This window comes from Sulfurospirillum sp. HTRB-L1 (genome assembly GCF_059415125.1).
In genome coordinates, this window is record NZ_JCAHZR010000002.1 from 511,737 (window position 1) to 531,150 (window position 19,414).

21 protein-coding genes and 1 tRNA gene are annotated in these 19,414 nt (G+C 47.0%); 6 read left to right on the top strand and 16 right to left on the bottom strand.

The window, feature by feature from the left end; genetic code table 11:
- Positions 1 to 95: 95 nt before the first annotated feature.
- On the bottom strand, positions 96 to 308 hold the full coding sequence (gene rpsU / locus AC5SLM_RS05345) for a 30S ribosomal protein S21 (RefSeq protein ID WP_495249896.1): 213 nt from the start codon (positions 306 to 308) through the stop codon (positions 96 to 98).
- Positions 309 to 499: 191 nt separating this feature from the next.
- On the opposite strand from rpsU, the gene AC5SLM_RS05350 reads away from it, so the two are divergent.
- Positions 500 to 1,180 carry a recombinase family protein gene (locus tag AC5SLM_RS05350; protein WP_495249897.1) on the top strand — a complete coding sequence of 227 codons (681 nt, stop codon included), beginning with the start codon at positions 500 to 502 and terminating at the stop codon, positions 1,178 to 1,180.
- On the top strand, positions 1,177 to 2,559 hold the full coding sequence (gene ccoG, locus AC5SLM_RS05355; protein WP_495249898.1) for a cytochrome c oxidase accessory protein CcoG: 1,383 nt from the start codon (positions 1,177 to 1,179) through the stop codon (positions 2,557 to 2,559). Before AC5SLM_RS05350 ends, ccoG begins: the two co-directional genes overlap by 4 nt.
- Before the next feature lie 209 nt (positions 2,560 to 2,768).
- On the opposite strand, the gene rplT is transcribed toward ccoG, so the two are convergent.
- From rplT to glmM, 7 genes are all read right to left on the bottom strand, one after another.
- Positions 2,769 to 3,122 (bottom strand): 50S ribosomal protein L20, encoded by a 354-nt coding sequence (gene rplT, locus AC5SLM_RS05360; protein WP_495249899.1) that lies wholly within the window; start codon positions 3,120 to 3,122, stop codon positions 2,769 to 2,771.
- Positions 3,123 to 3,229: 107 nt separating this feature from the next.
- A complete protein-coding gene (gene rpmI, locus AC5SLM_RS05365) occupies positions 3,230 to 3,424 on the bottom strand; it encodes a 50S ribosomal protein L35 (protein WP_495249900.1) in 195 nt (64 codons plus the stop codon).
- Between the two features lie 100 nt (positions 3,425 to 3,524).
- Positions 3,525 to 4,052, bottom strand: a complete 528-nt coding sequence (infC, locus tag AC5SLM_RS05370) for a translation initiation factor IF-3 (RefSeq protein WP_495249901.1) — start codon at positions 4,050 to 4,052, stop codon at positions 3,525 to 3,527.
- Complete coding sequence (gene thrS / locus AC5SLM_RS05375; protein ID WP_495249902.1) at positions 4,049 to 5,860, bottom strand: threonine--tRNA ligase; 1,812 nt, start codon at positions 5,858 to 5,860, stop codon at positions 4,049 to 4,051. The genes infC and thrS overlap by 4 nt, the downstream gene beginning before the upstream one ends.
- 53 nt (positions 5,861 to 5,913) lie before the next feature.
- A tRNA-Val gene (locus AC5SLM_RS05380) sits at positions 5,914 to 5,989 on the bottom strand.
- 93 nt (positions 5,990 to 6,082) lie between these two features.
- Positions 6,083 to 6,538 carry a signal peptidase II gene (gene lspA / locus AC5SLM_RS05385; protein WP_495249903.1) on the bottom strand — a complete coding sequence of 152 codons (456 nt, stop codon included), beginning with the start codon at positions 6,536 to 6,538 and terminating at the stop codon, positions 6,083 to 6,085.
- Positions 6,531 to 7,871 carry a phosphoglucosamine mutase gene (glmM, locus tag AC5SLM_RS05390; protein WP_495249904.1) on the bottom strand — a complete coding sequence of 447 codons (1,341 nt, stop codon included), beginning with the start codon at positions 7,869 to 7,871 and terminating at the stop codon, positions 6,531 to 6,533. Before glmM ends, lspA begins: the two co-directional genes overlap by 8 nt.
- Positions 7,872 to 8,058: 187 nt before the next feature.
- On the opposite strand from glmM, the gene rpsT reads away from it, so the two are divergent.
- Entirely contained in the window at positions 8,059 to 8,334 is a 276-nt protein-coding gene (gene rpsT / locus AC5SLM_RS05395) for a 30S ribosomal protein S20 (protein ID WP_495249905.1), read from the top strand.
- Positions 8,335 to 8,382: 48 nt separating this feature from the next.
- Positions 8,383 to 9,450, top strand: coding sequence for a peptide chain release factor 1 (gene prfA / locus AC5SLM_RS05400; protein WP_495249906.1), 1,068 nt, complete (start codon positions 8,383 to 8,385; stop codon positions 9,448 to 9,450).
- Here prfA and AC5SLM_RS05405 read toward each other — a convergent pair.
- From AC5SLM_RS05405 to coaE, 3 genes are read right to left on the bottom strand one after another with little or no spacing between them, the layout of a single operon-like run.
- The gene (locus AC5SLM_RS05405; RefSeq protein ID WP_495249907.1) at positions 9,392 to 10,156 is read right to left on the bottom strand and encodes a glucosaminidase domain-containing protein; all 765 of its coding nucleotides are present in this window, start codon (positions 10,154 to 10,156) and stop codon (positions 9,392 to 9,394) included. The genes prfA and AC5SLM_RS05405 overlap by 59 nt on opposite strands.
- Positions 10,153 to 10,887 carry a diaminopimelate epimerase gene (gene dapF, locus AC5SLM_RS05410; RefSeq protein WP_495249908.1) on the bottom strand — a complete coding sequence of 245 codons (735 nt, stop codon included), beginning with the start codon at positions 10,885 to 10,887 and terminating at the stop codon, positions 10,153 to 10,155. Before dapF ends, AC5SLM_RS05405 begins: the two co-directional genes overlap by 4 nt.
- The gene (gene coaE / locus AC5SLM_RS05415; protein WP_495249909.1) at positions 10,874 to 11,467 is read right to left on the bottom strand and encodes a dephospho-CoA kinase; all 594 of its coding nucleotides are present in this window, start codon (positions 11,465 to 11,467) and stop codon (positions 10,874 to 10,876) included. The genes dapF and coaE overlap by 14 nt, the downstream gene beginning before the upstream one ends.
- Positions 11,468 to 11,766: 299 nt before the next feature.
- Between coaE and purM the strand changes: the two genes are divergently transcribed.
- The gene (purM, locus tag AC5SLM_RS05420) at positions 11,767 to 12,765 is read left to right on the top strand and encodes a phosphoribosylformylglycinamidine cyclo-ligase (RefSeq protein WP_495249910.1); all 999 of its coding nucleotides are present in this window, start codon (positions 11,767 to 11,769) and stop codon (positions 12,763 to 12,765) included.
- Positions 12,765 to 13,523, top strand: coding sequence for a YdcF family protein (locus AC5SLM_RS05425; RefSeq protein ID WP_495249911.1), 759 nt, complete (start codon positions 12,765 to 12,767; stop codon positions 13,521 to 13,523). Before purM ends, AC5SLM_RS05425 begins: the two co-directional genes overlap by 1 nt.
- Here the strand turns inward: AC5SLM_RS05425 and AC5SLM_RS05430 are convergent.
- From AC5SLM_RS05430 to rsmA, 5 genes are read right to left on the bottom strand one after another with little or no spacing between them, the layout of a single operon-like run.
- Positions 13,498 to 14,712 (bottom strand): replication-associated recombination protein A, encoded by a 1,215-nt coding sequence (locus AC5SLM_RS05430; protein WP_495249912.1) that lies wholly within the window; start codon positions 14,710 to 14,712, stop codon positions 13,498 to 13,500. The genes AC5SLM_RS05425 and AC5SLM_RS05430 overlap by 26 nt on opposite strands.
- Positions 14,712 to 15,491, bottom strand: coding sequence for a pseudouridine synthase (locus tag AC5SLM_RS05435; RefSeq protein WP_495249913.1), 780 nt, complete (start codon positions 15,489 to 15,491; stop codon positions 14,712 to 14,714). The genes AC5SLM_RS05430 and AC5SLM_RS05435 overlap by 1 nt, the downstream gene beginning before the upstream one ends.
- A complete protein-coding gene (locus tag AC5SLM_RS05440) occupies positions 15,488 to 16,453 on the bottom strand; it encodes a KpsF/GutQ family sugar-phosphate isomerase (protein WP_495249914.1) in 966 nt (321 codons plus the stop codon). Before AC5SLM_RS05440 ends, AC5SLM_RS05435 begins: the two co-directional genes overlap by 4 nt.
- 9 nt (positions 16,454 to 16,462) lie before the next feature.
- A complete protein-coding gene (locus AC5SLM_RS05445; protein WP_495249915.1) occupies positions 16,463 to 18,481 on the bottom strand; it encodes a ribonuclease J in 2,019 nt (672 codons plus the stop codon).
- Positions 18,444 to 19,301 (bottom strand): 16S rRNA (adenine(1518)-N(6)/adenine(1519)-N(6))-dimethyltransferase RsmA, encoded by an 858-nt coding sequence (gene rsmA, locus AC5SLM_RS05450; protein WP_495249916.1) that lies wholly within the window; start codon positions 19,299 to 19,301, stop codon positions 18,444 to 18,446. The genes AC5SLM_RS05445 and rsmA overlap by 38 nt, the downstream gene beginning before the upstream one ends.
- Positions 19,302 to 19,414 lie beyond the last annotated feature (113 nt).

Here is a 19,414-nt window from a genome sequence, read left to right on the forward strand (position 1 = left end):
AGGTTATTATACGCAAGAAGTCTAAAAAAGGGTTAAAAGAAGGGTATTTGGAACTAACAGAAGTGTTATGGGGCCGTGATGGCCCCATACGTTGATTAGAGTCGTGACTCGTAACGTCGTAGCATGTACAATCGTTTTAGCATTTTCTTGCGCGCGCTGATTTTCTGTTTCTTGCGAATTTCTGTCATCGGCTCAAAAAACTGTCGTGCTCGTGTTTCTGTAACCACAAGATTGCGATCAGTTTGCTTTTTAAACTTTCGGTATGCTTCGTCAAACGAATCATTTGGATGCACTTTGATTCCTGGCATCTGGCTCTCACCACCTTTCAAATGATTTTGGAGGCGTATTGTACCCAAAAAGCATGTTTTACGCAACCGCTTTTTTTGCGCACACAGATTTGATATTATTTTCGCCAAAATGGCGAGAATTTAGTAGAATTACTTGACTTTATACGCCATCTCTAGGTATACTTCTTCACTTGTGATAAAAAGGTGACATCATGGCTATTGCACTTCTTAAAAATATGACCCAAAAGGTCAATATCGTTGAACAGCAGCAAAGCGTTTTAAAGTATGCGGCCGCCCATGGGATTCCGATTCATTCTACGGAAATCGAAACATCCGATGCGTCTTTGGCCCTGGAAGAGCGCAAAGAGTTTAAAGGGTTTTTACGTTCACTTAACAACAATGAAACCCTTCTTGTGTACGATGTTTGGGCCCTAACCACCAAGGTAGACGAACTTGCCAAGGTCTTTGAATGCCTCATCAAGCGCGACATCGTCTTACATGTATGTAATACAGACGAGGTTATCTCAAGCACCCTGCCCGCACTCAATGCACTTTCTGTTCTTGCACGCATCCGCGAAGAGGGCATCAACCCCCAAGAGCAAACTTCCCAAGGGCGACCAAAAGGGCGCATGTCCCAGTCAAAATTTGACACCTACCGCGCCAAAGTCATTGAATTTCTCGAAGAGGGTATTTCCGTCAGCGAAATCGCCAAACTCTTACATGTAAGCCGTAGCTCTTTAAAAGATTATATCAATTCACGTGGCCTTAAAGAATTGGCAAAAACGAAAAAAAAGCTTCTGCACGCCCTACCTACCAAGCTACCCATTAAAGAAAAAAAGACAGAAAAAGAGTGTGAACTTATTGCCCAATTATCCCAAGGAGTAGCCTCATGAACCCCTCTTGCACCACAGATTGCAATACTGTATTTTATAACAAAAAACGTTATGTCACCTTTGGCATCATCTCCCTTATTGCGCTGACACTGCCTTTTATCACCATCAAGGGAAACCATCTCTTTTTGCTGAGTTTTGATAAAAAGCAGTTGCATTTATTTTTTACCACCTTTGACATGCAAGAGCTTTATTTGATGCCGTTCATTCTTATATTGCTATTTCTGGGTGTCTTCCTTGTCACAACCCTTGGTGGAAGGGTGTGGTGCGGATGGGCATGTCCTCAAACGATTTTTCGCACCCTTTACCGCGATTTGATTGAAACAAAACTTCTGGGGATTCGTCAAAATATTGCCAACAAGCAAAAAGGGTTAGCTAAAGGACAGGTGGCTAAAAAAACCGTGGCGCTTTTACTGTGGGTCTGTCTTGCTTTTATTGCGGCTTCGAACTTTATGTGGTATTTCATTCCCCCTGAAGATTTTTTCCTTTACCTTCAATCCCCTGCTGAGCACCCTGTTTTATTTGGGTTCATTTTTGCTATTGCGGGATTTTTGATTTACGATATTCTCTTGCTTAAAGAAGGGTTTTGTATCTATGTTTGCCCTTATGCGCGCATCCAATCGGTCATGTACGATGATGATACGATTCAGACGATTTACGATGCTAGGCGTGGGGGCGTTGTGTTTGACGCCAAAGGTAAAAAACTGTGGAGTAAACCCCCAGGTGAAATGGATGAGTGCACGGGGTGCGAAGCCTGTGTGCGCATTTGCCCAACCCACATTGATATTCGTAAAGGAATGCAACTTGAGTGCATCAACTGCCTTGAATGTGCCGACGCCTGTACGAAGGTAATGAACAAATTAGGAAAGCCCACGTTGATTTCTTGGACAAGTCCAAACGCCATTAGTTCTGGAGGAAAAACAAAATTCTTACGCTTCCGCACCCTTGCTTATGGGGTTGTCTTGACGATTGCCTTTGCGTTGCTTCTCTTTATGGGAACAAAAAAAGAGTACATGCTTCTTAATATTAACCGCACGACAGAACTCTACAAGGTTCAAGAAGCAAGCGTTGAGAATGCGTATACCTTCTTATTTCAAAACACAGACAGAGTGGACCACACGTATTATTTTGAGGTGAATGACCCTGCGATTACAATCGAGCGTCCCACTGAGCCTTTCTTGCTCCAAGCAGGGCAAAAGGCAAAGCGCATTGTTATTCTCTCCACCACCCAAGAATTGGCCCGTGATGATCGAAAAGACACGCCTATTCCCATCGTTATCACCGCTTACGCAACCGACCAAAAAGACAAAATCATCATCACGCGCGATGCGGTTTTTGTCTACCCAAGACAAAGTGTCATCGAACACGCACGTACCCGCTAGCCTCCTACTGCCGCATGGCCTCTTCGCCTGCGGCAGCCTCTCTTCTTTATTGCCCTAAAACATCCTTACATGTAAGAAATACAAGAGAAATCTCTCCAATGGAACTATTGGGCGGTGCTTACATGTAGAGGTATCGCGGGAGGAAGAGTGAAAAATAGAGGAAGGGGAAAGGAAAGAAGGAGCAAGGAAGTTTCCTCACTCCTGAAAAATTAAAGGGCGGCTTTGGCTTTGGCTGCAACCAACGCAAAGGCTTCAGGATCGTTCATTGCCATGTCTGCTAGAATCTTACGATCAAGCACGATATTGGCTTTATTAAGACCATTGATAAACCGTGAATAGCTCACATCATTTAATCGGCACGCTGCATTAATACGCGTAATCCAAAGGCGTCTAAAATCTCGTTTTTTCTGTCGTCTGTCGCGGTATGCGTAAACTAAACTACGCTCAAGTTGCTCTTTTGCTTTTCTAAAATGTTTGCGACGTCCGCTAAAAAAGCCTCGTGCTAATTTTAATAGTTTTTTGTGCCGTCGTCGTCTGACAACCCCAGTTTTTACTCTTGCCATAGTGTCTCCTTGACCTTATTGGTGCCTACTGCTAGGACTTTCCCTACTCTCTAGGGGGATAGCAATCTTCAAATGGCGCAACCGCCAAAACCTTGTTTCTAGCGCGCTTATTTTTGGCAAAGCATGAGTTTCACACCGTTAACATTGGTGCTATCCACATACTGAGATTCTTTAAGTCCGCGCATACGCTTCGTGGGCTTTTTGGTCAAGATGTGGCTACGAAATGCTGAACCACGTTTAATCTTGTTTTTTGTCGCTTTAAAGCGCTTTGCCGCACCACGTACCGTTTTCATTTTCGGCATAGTAGTCTCCTTGCTGTGTCTCTTGAAAAATAAAGGGGAACCCCTAAGCATTTTTCAAAGCCAAACATGTTAGCCAAAAAATACTTAGAGGTGCGTTAAATTACTTGGAGTTGTCTTTTTTGGGGAAGGTCATCATGTTCACAAAGCGCCCCTCAAGGGCAGGTTCTTTGTCACGGTCTGCGATGTCTTCTACAAGGGGCCACACACGCTCAAGCACGTCAATGCCAGCTTGGGGGTTTGCCATTTCTCGTCCTCGCAAGAAAACACGAAATTTGACATGTTTGCCCTCTTCTAAAAATTCGCGGGCATGCTTAATTTTGTAATTCACATCATTTTGTGCGATTTTGACAGAAAGCTTAATCTCTTTAACCTCGATACTTTTTTGCTTCTTTTTTGCTTCTTTGAGCTTTTTGTCCTGTTGGTATTTGAACTTACCGTAGTCCATCACCTTACACACAGGTGGCGTGGCCTCAGGTGCTATGAGTACCAAATCCAAGCCCATTTTCTCAGCAATTAAGAGTGCTTCATTGCGGGAGATAATCCCATACTGGGTACCGTCGTCCCCAATACACCTCACTTCATGTGCTCGTATCTCGTCGTTAAGCATGACGTCTTTTTGTTTACTCAAAAGCGTACCTCACTCATTTTCTCCTTCATATGTTGTAATAGCTCCTCTAAAGACAACGTGGATTGTGTTCGCTCACGTCTGTCCCTTAGGGCAACACTTTGGTTTTTGACCTCTTCTTCGCCTACGACTAAAATCATCGGAACCCGCTGTTTTTCAGCAGTACGAATGCGCTTGTTGAGGCTTTCGTTCTTTGCTGAAACTTCTGCATCGATGCCAAGTTCAAGCAACTTACGTGCCAACTCTTTGGCATACCCGTGGTGTTCTTCACCAATAGGCACAATTACCGCTTGTGTTGGGGCGATAAAGAAGGGAAATTCCCCGCCGGTGTGTTCAATCAAAATCCCAATAAAGCGTTCAAATGACCCCAAGATAGCGCGGTGAATCATCACAGGCTGAGCGCGTTCGTTGTGTTGGTCAATATAACCAAGGTCAAAACGGCTAGGTAAATTGAAATCCACCTGTATGGTACCACACTGCCACTTACGTTTCAAGGCGTCAGTGATTTTGATGTCGATTTTTGGGCCATAAAAAGCGCCACCACCCTCATCAATCCCATAAACAAACCCGTGCTCATCTAGCGCGTCTTTGAGCCCTTGGGTGGCTTTTTCCCAGACCGCGTCCTCGCCAATGGCCTTAGCTGGTTTGGTGGAAATCTCCATCTCATAGGTAAAGCCGAAACTTTTCATGATTTGGTCAACAAATTCTAAGATTTCGATGACGTTTTCTTTGATTTGTTCGGGGGTACAGAAAATATGGGCATCATCTTGGGTAAACTCGCGCACACGAAACAAGCCGTGCAAGACGCCGCTTTTCTCATGGCGATGCACCACGCCGTATTCGAAAAATTTTAAAGGCAAATCACGGTAAGAGCGCACATCACTTTGAAAGACTTTCAAATGGCCCACGCAGTTCATGGGCTTGATGCCATACTCCATCTCATCAATCACCGTAAAATACATATTTTCGCCATAATTGTCGTAATGGCCGCTCACTTTCCAGGCATCTGCTTTGAGAATTTCAGGGCCCCGCACGGGTTGATAGCCTCGTTTACGGTGCGCAGCAAACAATAAATGCTCCAATTTGGAGCGCAATCTGCTGCCATTGGGAAGCCAAATGGGCAATCCCGAGCCGATTTCATCGTCAAAGGTAAAGAGTTTCAGTTCATTGCCAAGTTTGCGATGATCACGTTTTTTGGCTTCTTCGATCATGGCCAAATGCTCTTTGAGGGTTTCTTTATCAGCAAAGGCAGTACCGTAGATGCGTGTAAGCATCTCTTTGGTTTCATCGCCGCCCAAATACGCACCCGCAACGCGCATCAATTTAAAAAAGCGCAAGATGCTTACATTGGGCACATGGGGGCCACGGCAAATGTCTTCAAAGTCCCCTTGTTTATAAATAGAAACACTTCCCTCGGGAATGCGTTTTAGCACTTCTTGTTTTAAATCGTCGTGGGCAAATTTTTCCGCGACCTCCGCCTTGGTAAGCGCGTAGCGCTCAATAGGATGTTTTTCTTTGAGAATGTCGAGCATCGTTTTTTCGATGGTTTTTAATTCTGCCTCGGTGATCTTAACTTCTGTGCGAAAATCATAATAAAAGCCATCCTCAATCACCGGTCCTACGAAAAATTTCGCCTCGGGGTACAAACGTTTGATAGCATGTGCCATCAAATGGGCCGTGGAGTGACGAATTAGTTCAAGTGATGCTTCGGAATTGTCAAAAAAAAGGGGTGAGCCTTGGAGGGATTTTGCGGCAACGGTTTGTGTATCGACGGGCATGCCGTCCACGAGGTATGCGATAGGTTCGCTCATAGCTGTCTTTCCTTTTACCTGCTGAACTCCCATACGGGCGGGAGAACAAAAAATGGTGATCACGATTGGACTTGAACCAACGGCCCCTACCATGTCAAGGTAGTGCTCTACCAACTGAGCTACGCGATCCCACAATTTAAAGAGTTGAGATTATAGCTCTCAAAGGTTTTAATTTGGCTTAAATGCCGCTTTTTAGGCCTTACATGTAAGGCCTAGGTTGGCTCATTGGGGTGCTTTTTTAAACAGCACAAAGGTTTGCAATAAAATAATGGCTACGGCAACATTAATCACCACATCGGCAACATTAAACACCGCAAACTCAAACCAACGGTGCCAAAATACATAATCCACCACGCCCCCGTGCACAAAGCGGTCAAATACATTACTACTGCCCGCGCCCAAGAGCATCCCCAAAGGAATATGGTGGTCTTGCACCATGGTTTTGTTTTGCACCAAGTACCCTAAAATTCCCGCAATCAGTCCCACCTGAATCACCTTAAGCCACGGCCCCAACGAAGCAAACATGGAAAAAGCGACACCTTTGTTATAGGTTAAAATGAGGGAAAAATACTCCCCGTGCCACCGAAACCCGCTCTCAATAAAAAAGCCTTTTATCCACTGATCCAAAAGAAAAACAACACCAAAACTGACTGCAAAAATGGCCCAAACCTTAACCATTAAGTGCCTTTTTAAGGAAGGTTTCCAAGGTTTCCATGTGCTCGTGTAAACGTTGTGCGTCTTCCCCCTCGAGCAATAGACGCAGTAAATTTTCCGTCCCCGAATAGCGTACCAACACGCGAATTTTTTCCGCTTGAATACTTTGCTCTAGGGCTTCGTAGCCCTCGATTTTTTCCAAAGGTACCTTGGTGCCTACGGTGATATTGTGCAAAAGCTGGGGGTAAAGCTCAAAAGGAGAAAGTAGCACGCTCGCTTTTTTCTTGGAAACCAACAAATATGCCATCACTTGCATGGCCGCCACAAGGGCATCCCCTGTTTTAGCAAAATCAGAGAAAATGATGTGCCCGCTTTGTTCTCCTCCAAAATTCATCCCTTTTTCCCGCAGGGTTTCAAGAACGTATTTATCACCCACATTGCATCGGTGCAACACCATATCGTGTTTTAGGGCAAAATCTTCCAAGGCTTGGTTGCTCATGACGGTGGTAACCAAGCCTCCTCCTTGCAACATGCCTGCGTGTTTTAGGTGCAACGCCAACGCACCCAAAAGTTTATCACCCTGCACTACCGCGCCCGTCTCATCTACCACCACTAACCTATCCGCGTCCCCATCAAACCCAAACCCAATATCTGCGCGCAGTTTTCGCACTTGGTCGCTAAGTGCTTCAGGATGGAGCGCGCCGCAGTTGAGGTTAATATTGCTCCCATCGGGGTCATCGTTAATCACAAAGGTCTCCGCACCCAGTTCGTTAAAAATCGTCGGTGCCACTTTATACGCCGCTCCGTTAGCCACATCAAGCACCACACGCATTCCACTTAGAGTCAACGCTTTTGGAAAAGAGTTTTTAATCTGCACAATATACCGACCAATCACATCATCAATCCGCTTGGCACTGCCAATCTCTAGCTCTTCTTTTTGGTTTTTCTCAATTAAGGCATCGTTAAAAAAGATTTTCTCAATAGCCGCTTCGGCTTTTTCGTCTAGCTTATTGCCTTGGTGGTCAAAAAATTTAATCCCATTGTCGTAGTACGCATTGTGCGAAGCACTAATCATAATCCCCGCGTCACACCGCATATCTTCAGTTAAAAAAGCGATGGCAGGGGTGGGCATCGGGCCAATTTGCCGCACGTTGTACCCCACTGCTGTGAGTCCCGCGACAATCGCTGTTTCAATCATATACCCGCTACGTCTGGTGTCTTTGCCGATGATAATTTTATTGGTTCTGGAGTGTTTTCTAAAATAAATCCCTGCCGCCATGGCCAGCCGCATCGCGGTGGTTGCATCCAGTTTTCGCCCTGCTTTGCCCCGCACGCCATCGGTTCCAAAAAGTTTCATACCATAACCTTTACATGTAAGCTAAAAATCATGGCGGTATTGTAACACAAACTCTTTCAAAGCTTTTAGGGGTACTAAAGCGGGAAAAAGAGCCTTTTTTTCTTTAAATCTTACTGAAAATAAGTTTTGTTTAATTTTTAATTCTGTATAATCCAAGACTAAAATTTTACACGAAAAGGCATTTGAAATGGCGAATCATAAGTCCGCTGAAAAACGCGCGCGACAAACCATCGTAAGAACTGAACGCAACCGATTTTATCGCACCAGAATGAAAAATCTTACCAAGGCAGTGCACGCTGCTATTGCTGCTGGCGATGTTGACGCAGCACAAACTGCATTTAAAGCTGCAAACAAAAGTCTTCACAGCTACGTAAGCCGCGGGTTCTTAAAGAAAAACAGCGCTGCTCGCAAAGTTAGCCGTCTTTCTAAAGCAGTTAGTACCCTCAACAGTGCCGCAGAATAATTTCGCGGCCCTCTCTTTTTTTTGCACACTTACCACTAGTTTACCGCCATGTTAAGAGAAAAACTTCTTCCGTTTTTGAATCGTTACAATGAAATCACGAGGCTCTTAAGCGACCCAGGGATTGTCACAGACATCAAACGCATGACGGCACTCTCCAAAGAACAGTCCAGTCTTGAAGGCATCAAAGATGCGGCGACTTCGTATTTGGATACGTGCGAACAGCTGGCGCAAAATAAGCTCTTGCTTGACGATGCGGAACTGTGGGAATTGGCCAAAGAAGAGATAAAAGAGCTCGAACCCCGCAAAGAGGCCTTGGAAGAAGAGATTAAGATTCTCCTTTTGCCCAAAGACCCCAACGACGACCGCAATACCTTTTTAGAACTTCGCGCGGGCACAGGTGGCGATGAGGCTGCGTTGTTTGTCGCAGACCTTTTTAAAGCCTATCTGCGCTACGCCGAAGTGCGAAACTGGAAAGTGGAAATGGTTAGTCAAAGCGAAGGGGTGATGGGCGGCTACAAAGAGGTGATTGTTGTCATCAAGGGGCAGGGGGCGTATAGTCGTATGAAATACGAAGGGGGCGTTCACCGCGTCCAGCGTGTTCCAGCCACTGAGTCTCAAGGGCGCGTTCATACTTCTGCCATCACCGTAGCGGTCATGCCTGAAGTGGACGACATTGAGATTGACATCAACGCAAGCGACCTAAAAATCGACGTGATGCGCAGTTCCGGTAACGGCGGTCAGTCTGTTAACACCACCGACAGTGCCGTGCGCATTACCCACCTTCCCACAGGCTTGGTGGTTGTCAACCAAGACGGCAAATCCCAGCACAAAAACAAAGATGCGGCAATGCGTGTACTAAAAGCACGATTGTACGATTTGCAAGAGCAAGAGCGCATGGCCAAAGAGATGCAAGAGCGTAAGCTTCAAGTGGGGACAGGGGATAGGAGTGCGCGCATTCGCACCTACAACTACCCTCAAAATCGCATCACTGACCACCGCGCGAACCTCACTCTTTACCGCCTTGATGCCATCATGGAAGGCGGCTTTTTTGATGAGATTATTGACCCAGTAATAGCCCACTTTCAAGCGGAAGCAATGAAGCTAGCGGGGCTCTAGGCGTATCGTAAAGATGAAAGTTATTTTCCTGCATCGCTTTTTTTAGCATCTCCACGTACCGCTCTCTAATCTCCGAATAATAAATCATCGTCTTGGCGGCCTCTGTGCCGCCAAAGGCTTTTTGTTTTTGATGGGCTTGGGCCCTCTCTTTGCGAAACATTTCATAAGCATAATGACGGTTTAGGTTAAGCGCGTACGCTTCCACGGATTCTTTCAACGAGTCAAAAATGCGAATCCGATGGGTCATGCCCTCCGTGCGGTTTAACGGCACCAACCCTTTTTCACCCCACGTCCAGTGGCCAAAAATGTTATTGGCTTCTCGCACAAAACGGCTCTTTCCCCAGCCGCTCTCAATGGCTCCTTGCGCAAGTGCTAACGAAATAGGAATAATATCAATACGCCTCAAATACTCCGCACGATCGTACAAAGCCTCTACGCGGTACTTTTTTCGCAATGCGGCAAGTTTTAAAAGGTCATGGTCGGGCACCTCGCGAAAGGCGTGGGGCAAATAGGTCTGAAAAAATCGCTTTACAAAGGCGCGCTCGCTTAAAATCTCTTGGTTGGTTTTTTCCACCAAAGGACGCAAGATTTTCCCAAAAGCTTGGCGTTGTTCGTTGCTTTTTTGGATGGCATAGTACTCCTGCGGAAACCCTGCTCCATTCATCCACAGCACCGTCACCATGAGGCCTAGCCATAGCCGCATCATACGCTCTGCACCTGAGCAGTAAACGCGAGCTTTACAGCGCCTTTAAGAAAAAGGGTTTCGCCGCTTATACGCACTTGCAACCGTTCGCCACTGGTGGGAATGACTTCCAAGCATGCTGGACCATTTTGGTAGCGATAAACACTTAAAAAAGCAGCGACCATTCCCGTCCCACACGCTTGTGTTTCCCCCTCAACACCCCGTTCGTATGTCCTTACATGTAAGGCCTTGTCGTAGGTGCAAAAATTCACATTGGCATTGTACGTTTCCCGCATTGTTTTAGCCAAGGCAAGGTCAAAAGGCAGGTCAAACGTCACCACGTGGGGTACGCCCGTGTCAAAGAAAAACCACCGCGCGCCCTTGGCTTCAAAGGGGGCCAATACTTCCGAGGCAAGGGTAAGTTCACTCTCCACCACGTTTCCCTCTACCACCGCGCCAATTTCGCCCGCGCCACTCATGAACCGCATAGAAGAGGGTGCTAGTCCGTTAGCTAACGCGTAGTGCGCACAGGCCCTTGAGCCGTTGCCGCACATGGCAGGTTGCGAGCCATCACTGTTGTAAAATTCCCATTCAAAATCGCACCGCTCGTGGGGGATAAGGACTATCATCCCATCCGCACCCACGCCTTCATGGCGATCACACAGCTGTCGCGCCAAGGCGGAGCGGTTTTGTTTTGCTAAGGTGTGAAAAATGACAAAATCATTGCCACTCGCACTGTATTTACTCACTTGCATTGCATTCCTTTAACCAGCGGTAAAACCGCAAAATCTCCTCTTCGAGATGCGCTTCATCACGCGAATTATCAATCACATACTCCGCCCATTGGCGCTTATGTTCACTGTCTATTTGTGCTTCCAAGCGGGCTTTAATGGCCGCATCGCTTAGCCCATCTCGCTGCTTTACGCGGGCGTATTGCGCCGCTTTTGGCGCGTACACCAAGGCAACTTTAAAGCCCGCATACACACTCTTTGTTTCGTAGTACAAAGGGACGTCTAACACGCACAGTTGGCCGCTTTGGCGGCACGCTTCCCACGCTTCCATCATCGCGCGGTGGATTTTGGGGTGCAACAAGGCTTCAAGTTGCTTGCGCGCCTTGGGGTCAGAAAAGACAATCTCTCCCAAGACCTTGCGGTTTACAATCCCCTCTTCAACGCACGCTTTTGTGAACAATTGTTCGATTTCTTGATGGTGTTCTTGCAATAAGGCATGGGCAATACTGTCCGCGTCAATCACTTCTACGCCAAGGGCACGCAAACGGCGACACACGGTACTTTTTCCTGTGCCAATGCCTCCTGTAATGACCACCCCTTGCACCGTCTTAAATCCTTTGCTTCGTGCCTTGTATTAACCCCGATTTTAACATGTTTTAGCTAAAATCACCTAAAATTTTGCGTGCAAGAGTTTGTCTTGTGTGCGTAGAGCACCTTGGGCAACTCATGATGGCTTTCGTATTGGGGCTGATTTTATTCCTAGCGTGGAGTGATTTTGTATAATTTGCGGTGATCTTGCACCCCTTTGTGGGCGCAATGATTTTAATCTGGGCGGTAACAAACGTTTGTCCTTCAACCAGGACAGTACGCAAACGTGTGCCGCCATGCCAATGGGAAAAATAAATGAAACAGAGTGTGAGCTATAAAGAAGCGGGTGTAGATATTGATGCAGGAAATGCCTTTGTTGAGGCCATTAAACCTCTTGTAAAAGCAACATTTAGCCCCAATGTCATGGGTGGCATCGGGTCATTTGCGGGAGCCTACGAACTCCCCAAAGGCTTTCAAGAGCCTGTCTTAATGGGCGCGACTGATGGGGTAGGGACCAAGTTAAAACTGGCTATTGATTCCCACCGCTTTGACACCGTTGGGATTGACTTGGTGGCCATGTGCGTCAACGACCTCATCTGTAACTTTGCCACGCCACTCTTTTTTCTTGACTATTACGCCACGGGCAAATTGGAACTTGACGCGTCTATCGATGTGGTCAAAGGTATTGCCGAGGGATGTAAGCGGGCGCAAACAAGCTTGATTGGTGGCGAAACAGCCGAAATGCCGGGCATGTACCATGGGGGAGATTTTGACCTTGCGGGCTTTGCGGTGGGCATTGCAGAAAAAAGCGAAATGGACCGCGCCTTACATGTAAAGGACGGGGACGTGTTAGTGGCTCTTCCAAGTTCGGGCATTCACTCCAACGGCTATTCCCTTGTGCGCAAACTCTTTTTTGACAAACTAGGCTACAGTTTTGAGAATGAAATTGCAGGAAAACCCCTCATCGACATCTTGCTTGAACCTACGCGCATCTATGTTCATGAATTTAAAACCCTCAAACCCTACATCAACGCCCTTGCGCATATCACAGGTGGTGGCATCGTAGAAAACCTTCCTCGCGTCTTTCCTGAGGGCCTTGGGGCCGAAGTGGAAAAAGCCTCCATTCGCACCTTGCCGGTGTTCAATTTCATGAGCGACTACGTGGAAGAAGCAGAAATGTACCGCACCTTTAACATGGGTGTGGGCATGGTGCTAGTGGTGAGTCCTGAAAATCTAGATACCGTCCTAGAAGGCTCTGATGGCTATGTTATTGGCACCATGAAGGCGGGAATTTCGGGTGTTCGCCTCCTTTAATGTTTGTCCTTTCTAAACTTTTTACCGCTTTTGTGCTGCCCCCTGGGATGTTCATCCTAGTGCTTTTAGGGGCAGCCGTGTGGGCCAAGCGTTTTCGTTTTTTCTTCTTTTGTTGCGCTTTAGCGCTTTATGGCCTTTCTACCCCTTTTTTGGCCGCAAAGCTCCTCTCCCCTTTGGAAACTCCTTATCGTGTCTTTAATGCCCCATTGCAAGCACCTGATGCGGTGATTGTGTTAGGAGGTGGCGTGATTCAAGGACAACCCTTATCCCTTACCAGTGATGGCCTCAAACGCGCTCTTGCAGGCCTAGGACTTGCTAAAACTTATGACGTTCCGTTGGTGTACACTGGGGGTGGCGACAAACAACTTACCGAAGCCCAAGGGTTTGCAAACTCCCTTGAAGCCATTTTCTTGCCTTTTGGGATTGCATTTTCTGAAACAGGGGAGGGGTTTAGGGTTATTTTGGAAGACAGAAGCCGCGATACTTACGAAAACGCAGTGTTAACGCGCGCGTTGTTTGGGGAAACACCGCGCATCGTGCTTGTTACCTCTGCATACCACATGAAGCGCAGTGTGCGCTTGTTTGAACACGTAGGGTTTGAGGTAGTGCCTTACGCAACGGATTTTAAACTCGATGCGCCTCGTGAGGGCTCTTGGCAAGACTATTTTCCCTCTTTTGGAAATTTATCACGCAGTTACTTGGCTCTGCATGAGTATGCAGGGATACTAAGTCTCATTCGTCTGTGGAAGCCTTTTTAGGCGCGTCTTTCGTGCGGATTTTATGGAGCCACTCATCCAACGTTTTTTCAAACCCGACCCCACTGGAAGTGTAAAATTGCACAGGCTTGCTCGTGTACGCTTGTTTTACCCAACCCCCAAACGTGTGCGGGTAAAGGTACCCTTGACGGGTGGGCTCTTTAAGGTGGGCAGGCACCTCTAGGCGCGGCTTGTTTGTCACATAAGCTTGGGCTTTATTGATGGCATCATAAGCGCTATTAGATTTGGGTGAAGAGGCCAGATAGACCACACACTGGGCAAGAATGATGCGCGATTCGGGATAGCCTATCATTTTCACCGCCTGCATGGTACTCACTGCGAGATTAAGCGCGTTTGGATTAGCATTGCCCACATCTTCGCTCGCTAAAATCACCAAGCGTCTTGCGATAAACTCAGGCGTCTCAGCCCCGTCAATCAACCGTGCCAAATAATACAACGCCGCGTCCACATCTGAGCCTCGAATGCTTTTAATAAGCGCACTGGCAAGTTGATAATGGGTGTCGTCGCTACTTACGCCATCTTTAAGTGGGGCAGGGCGTAAGGATTTGAGCAAAGGCAAGTCAATGTGCGCGTTTACATGTAAGGCGTATTCAAGCAAGTTTAGCATGGCCCGCGTGTCTCCTGCACTTGAATCCACCACATAATCGGCAGCTTCAGGCGTGATGGTAAACCCAAGGGCGTTTTGAACCCGCACCAAAAGGGTGTGCAAATCCCCTGCTTCTAGGGGCTTGAATTCAAACAACATGGAGCGGGAGCGAATGCCATTACTTAGGGCGAAGTAGGGGTTTTCTGTGGAAGCGCCAATGACGGTGGCTTCGTGGTTTTCCATGGGCAAGAGTAGCACTTCTTGCTGGGTTTTGCTCAAACGGTGCACCTCATCCACAAAAATAAGCGGCTTGACAAGGGCGTGTTGATGGGAAGCGAAAATCTTGCGAAAGGATTCCACTTTCAAGCTCGTGGCATCCAACTCATAAAAAGGCGCATCAAGCATGCTTGCCACAATGCGCGCAAGGGTGGTTTTACCCGTTCCTGGAGGGCCAAAAAACATGGCGTGGGGCATTTTGCCCCCTTTTAAAAGAGCGCGAAGGGGGCTTCCCTCACCCACAAGGTGCCCTTGCCCCACCATCTCTTCGAGGGTTTTAGGGCGAAAGCGTAACGCCAAGGCGTCCATTAGTAGCGGATGCCTCGCTCTTTAAGGAAGCTACGCAAATCTTCGTACTCGCTGTTTTCCAAAAAGCGGTGCTTGCCAGGTTTTAGCATGTCTAGGCTCACGCGTCCGTAACTTACCCGTTTTAGCTCCACCACATCGGCATCAAAATAGCCAAAAAAGCGGCGTAACTCTCGGTTTTTACCTTCGCTAATAACCACTTTGAGCCGCGTATAGCCTCCTGTGCTGTTTAAAACACCATAAGCCAAAAAAGGTGCGAATGTCATAGACCTAATCTCACTTTTTTCATGCCCACCCTTGGTGGCATCGGCGGCAACCAGGCCATTGCGCATGGCTTCAATCATCGCTGGCGTCACGTCACCTTTGATTTTTAGGTAATACATCCGTTCCAAGTCACTGTGCATGAGGGCAGAAGCGATGACGGGAGAGTCCGTAAGGAGCAACAACCCCTCACTGGCAAAGTCCAAACGCCCCACACTGAGGTAGTTGGCATAGCGTTTGGGCAAGGTGTCGTAGATGGTTTTGCGTCCACGGTCATCCTTTTTACTCACCAATTCACCCTTTTGTTTGTGGTATACCAAAACGGTAAAATCTTCCTTGGGGTGAATAGGGCGCTCATTGATTTTCACCTTGTCACCCTCTTTAATCTGGATCGAAAGGTCAGTGGCAATGTGGTTATTTACCCGCACTTTGCCCTCTTGGATGAGCTTGTCCGCTTCGCGCCGCGAATACTTGGTGTTATGGGAAATAAATTTGTTAAGCCGTTTGGTTTCGGGGTTCATTGAATGCCTGCTTCCACGAGGTCGTGAATGTGTAACACCCCAAGGGGGCGCGAATGGGAATCCGTGATGACCACCAATTGAATCTTATAAGACTCAATCAAGGCTAACGCATCACTGGCTAACATGTTTTCGTTAGTAAACGTTTTGGGGTTTTTAGTGGCGTAACAAAGGGAGGCATTTTCCAGTGAAAAATCCTGATGCATCAAAGCCCTTCGCAAGTCGCCATCGCTTAAAATTGCGGTGAGCTTGCCCTCAGAATCCACTAACAGCACGCTTCCTAAGCGCCCTTCGCTCATCACCGTAATCGCATCTTTTAGCAAGGTAGTTTCGCTAATGATGGGTAGATTATCCTTGCGCATCACGTCACTAACACGCACAAACAACCGCTTTCCAAGTGTGCCACCAGGGTGGAAGGAAGCAAAATCTTCTTTTTGGAAATTACGGTGCTTCATGAGGCACACCGCCAGTGCGTCGCCAAGGGCCAACGTAAGAGTCGTAGAACACGTCGGTGCCGCGTCTAGTGGACAAGCTTCTTTTTCTACATGTACGGGCAAAAAAACGTCGCTGTAGCGTCCTAGTGTGGTATTTTTGGCGCGTGCCATCCCAATGAGCGAAATATTAAGACGCTTAATGTGTGGCAAAATACGCACCAACTCTTCACTTTCACCACTGTAGCTGATGGCTAAGACTGCGTCATCTTTGCCAATCATCCCTAAATCTCCGTGCATCGCCTCCGTGGGGTGGAGAAAAAAACTGCTCGTGCCTGTACTGGCCAACGTCGCAGCAATCTTCGCTCCCACAAGTCCGCTTTTTCCCACACCCGTAACAATCAATTTGCCCTTAGTGTTTGCCACAAGCATGACGGCGGCTTCCATCTCTTCACCAAGGGTTTGTGCTGTATTGAGAAGTTCTTTGGCTTCAAGCATCAGCACTTCCTTGGCGATTTGTTGGTAGTTGTTCATCTTTCCACCTTACATTACAAAAATAGTTGGCACGATGGTTGGATATTTTTTAAGGGAACGGAAAATATGTTTTCGCACCACTTGACGCACTTCGTTTTCAAGGGCACGTTGGTTTTGCAACAGCTCTTTTTTGGCATTAGTAATAAACTGAATCAGCACCTCTTCAAGCTCTTTTGAAAAGGCTTTGTCTTCACGATCAGGCACCAATCCATAGCTCACCACGCGCGGTTTACCTGCAAGCTTGTGGTCGTCTTTGTTAATTTGTGCAATCAACATCACCACCCCTGCTTCTGCCAATTTTTGGCGGTCGATAACCACATCATCGGCAATTTGTTTGTTGATTTGATTGTCGATAAACACCTTGCCTGTTTTGACGGTTTTGACTTTTTTGATGTACTTTGTGCACACTTCAATTTGATCACCATCGGACATAGTAAGGGTATTTCGTGCTTCTACGCCACACTTAATCGCCGTTTCTTGGTGTTTTAGCGTGTGGTTTAATTCCCCGTGCACAGGGATGAAAAACTGAGGTTTAACCAAGCGAATCATGAGCTTTTGCTCTTCTTGGGCAGCATGGCCACTCACGTGGATTTCACTAAAGTCTTGGTAGGCAACGCTCGCACCGCTTTTGAGCAAAAAGTTAAGCACTGTAGAGACGCTGTTTTCATTGCCCGGAATGGCCTTAGAAGAGATAATAATCTGGTCAGTAGGCTTGATTTTGATGTGACGGTGCTCGTCTGTTGCCATGCGATAAAGGGCCGCCATGGTTTCCCCTTGGCTTCCCGTGGTGACGATAAGCACCTCATTGTCGGGGTATTTGTGCACCTCATTGGCATCAATAAAAATACTCTTATCAAGGTCAATGTAGCCAAGCTCGCGCGCCATATCTAAGTTGCGCTCCATAGAGCGTCCAATGACCGCAACCTTGCGTCCGTAAATCAACCCGTGCTCAATCGCCTGATACACACGGTGGATGTTGGAGGAAAAGGTGGACATAATGACACGTCCTTTGGCTTTGGAAAAAATGGCATCAAAGGTTTTACCCACAGAACTTTCAGAGCGCGTAAAGCCTTCTTTGTGGGAATTGGTGCTGTCGCTTAACATACACAAAACGCCTTTTTCTCCATACTCCGCGAAACGGTTCAAGTCGCTCACATAGCCATCGATTGGCGTGTGGTCGATTTTAAAATCGCCCGTGTGGAAGATGGTGCCGGCTTTACATGTAATAGCCAACGCGGAAGCATCGATGATAGAGTGGGTGATGTGCATCCACTCTACATCAAACTCCCCAATCTGATAAATTTTGCGTTTTTCCACAGGACGAAACAGTTTTTTAGCTTGCTTTAGACCATGCTCGTCAAATTTATTGGAGAGCATTCCCAGAGGAAGTGGGGTAGCGTAAATGGGGAATTGCATCTCTTTAAAGAGGTAAGGAACCGCCCCGATGTGATCTTCGTGGGCATGGGTAATAACAATGCCTTTAACCTTGTCTTTGATTTTGCGAACGTAGTCAAAATCGGGCACCAAGATATCCACTCCGTGCATATCTTCGCTAGGAAAACTCATCCCTACGTCGATGATAATCGCACTGGTTTCTGTCTCAATTACCGTCATGTTTCCACCGATTTCCCCAAGACCACCCAAAGGTGTGATGCGTACTTTTGCAGTAGATGTATTTTTAGAAAACATGTTTAAGCGCTCATGGTGGGCTTTTTTGTTAGCTTCGATGACCCGCGCAATGTCTTTTTGCCATGGCTCATTACCCACAATAGGAGTAGGAGCGTTTTTGCGTCGGTTTTTATTGCCCTGGGCTGGTCTGCTTGGTTTGCCCTCAGACGTGTGTGCTACTGTCGCCTCAGGCGCGTCTGCTGATTCTACGGAAGGGGTTAGGGTAGCATCTTGAGGAACTGGTTTTTGTCCTTGAGGTTTTCGAGGACGTCTGCGTCTGCGTGGTTTTGCGGGTGCCTCAGAAGAGGTTGGGCTAGGGTTGTTACTGGAGTCGTTGTTGTTGCTGTTCATTTCTGACATAATCATTCACCTTTGTTAGTTGTTTAAAGAGGTGATGATGTGTCGCAGTGTCGATTTCATGGGCTCGAACGTCTAACGAGAGAGAGTGCGTTTCTAACAAAGAAGCAAGCAGTGTTTTATCATACTGAGCACTTAGGTTTTTCAACCAACGCTTGCGGGGAGCACAAAAAGCACTCTTGAGGTACTGTTCAAATGCGTGGTGCATTTGTCTGTTCTCAAAAACGCCATTTTCCCCCACAAACTCACGTTGCTTTTGTATCCACAATACCGATGAAACCACCTTAGGCGGTGGCTCAAAGGCACTCGGAGGGACATCGAACAAAATCTCTACCGTTCCTAACGTATGCGCTAAAATCCCCAACGAACCAAAGTTTTTTTCCTTTGGCTTGGCGGCAAATTTTTGCGCGACTTCCCGTTGAACCATCACCCGAAGGCTTTGGCATTGGGTGTCATTAAGGGCACGTAAAATGATCGCTGTTGCAATATAGTAAGGTAGGTTAGCGACCACGTCGTAACGTGTTGCACTAAGGCTTCCTTGCTGGTCCCAGATGGCTAATACATCGCCTTGATGCAAGGTAAAGTGTTTCGCCTTGCACTCTTTTGCAAATCTCTCGTTTAAATAGGCGCACAAGTCTCTATCGACTTCGTAGGCTACTACACCTCTTTTTTGGAGTAGCCACTGCGTCAAATCACCTAATCCAGGGCCGATTTCAATCAATTCGCGGGTTGAATCTTCGGGCATCGATTGGATGATTCGATGTAACACGGAGGTGTCTTTGAGAAAATTCTGTCCAAACATTTTTTTGGCTTTCACACTCATGCACGCTCCTAAAGGCGCACATTATAGCCGATTAATTCTGTAAAGTCTATGAAGCCCTTTTTCTGTTTGCCTTATTTTCTTTCAAAGAGGCATTTGATGGGCTTTTTTAGGCC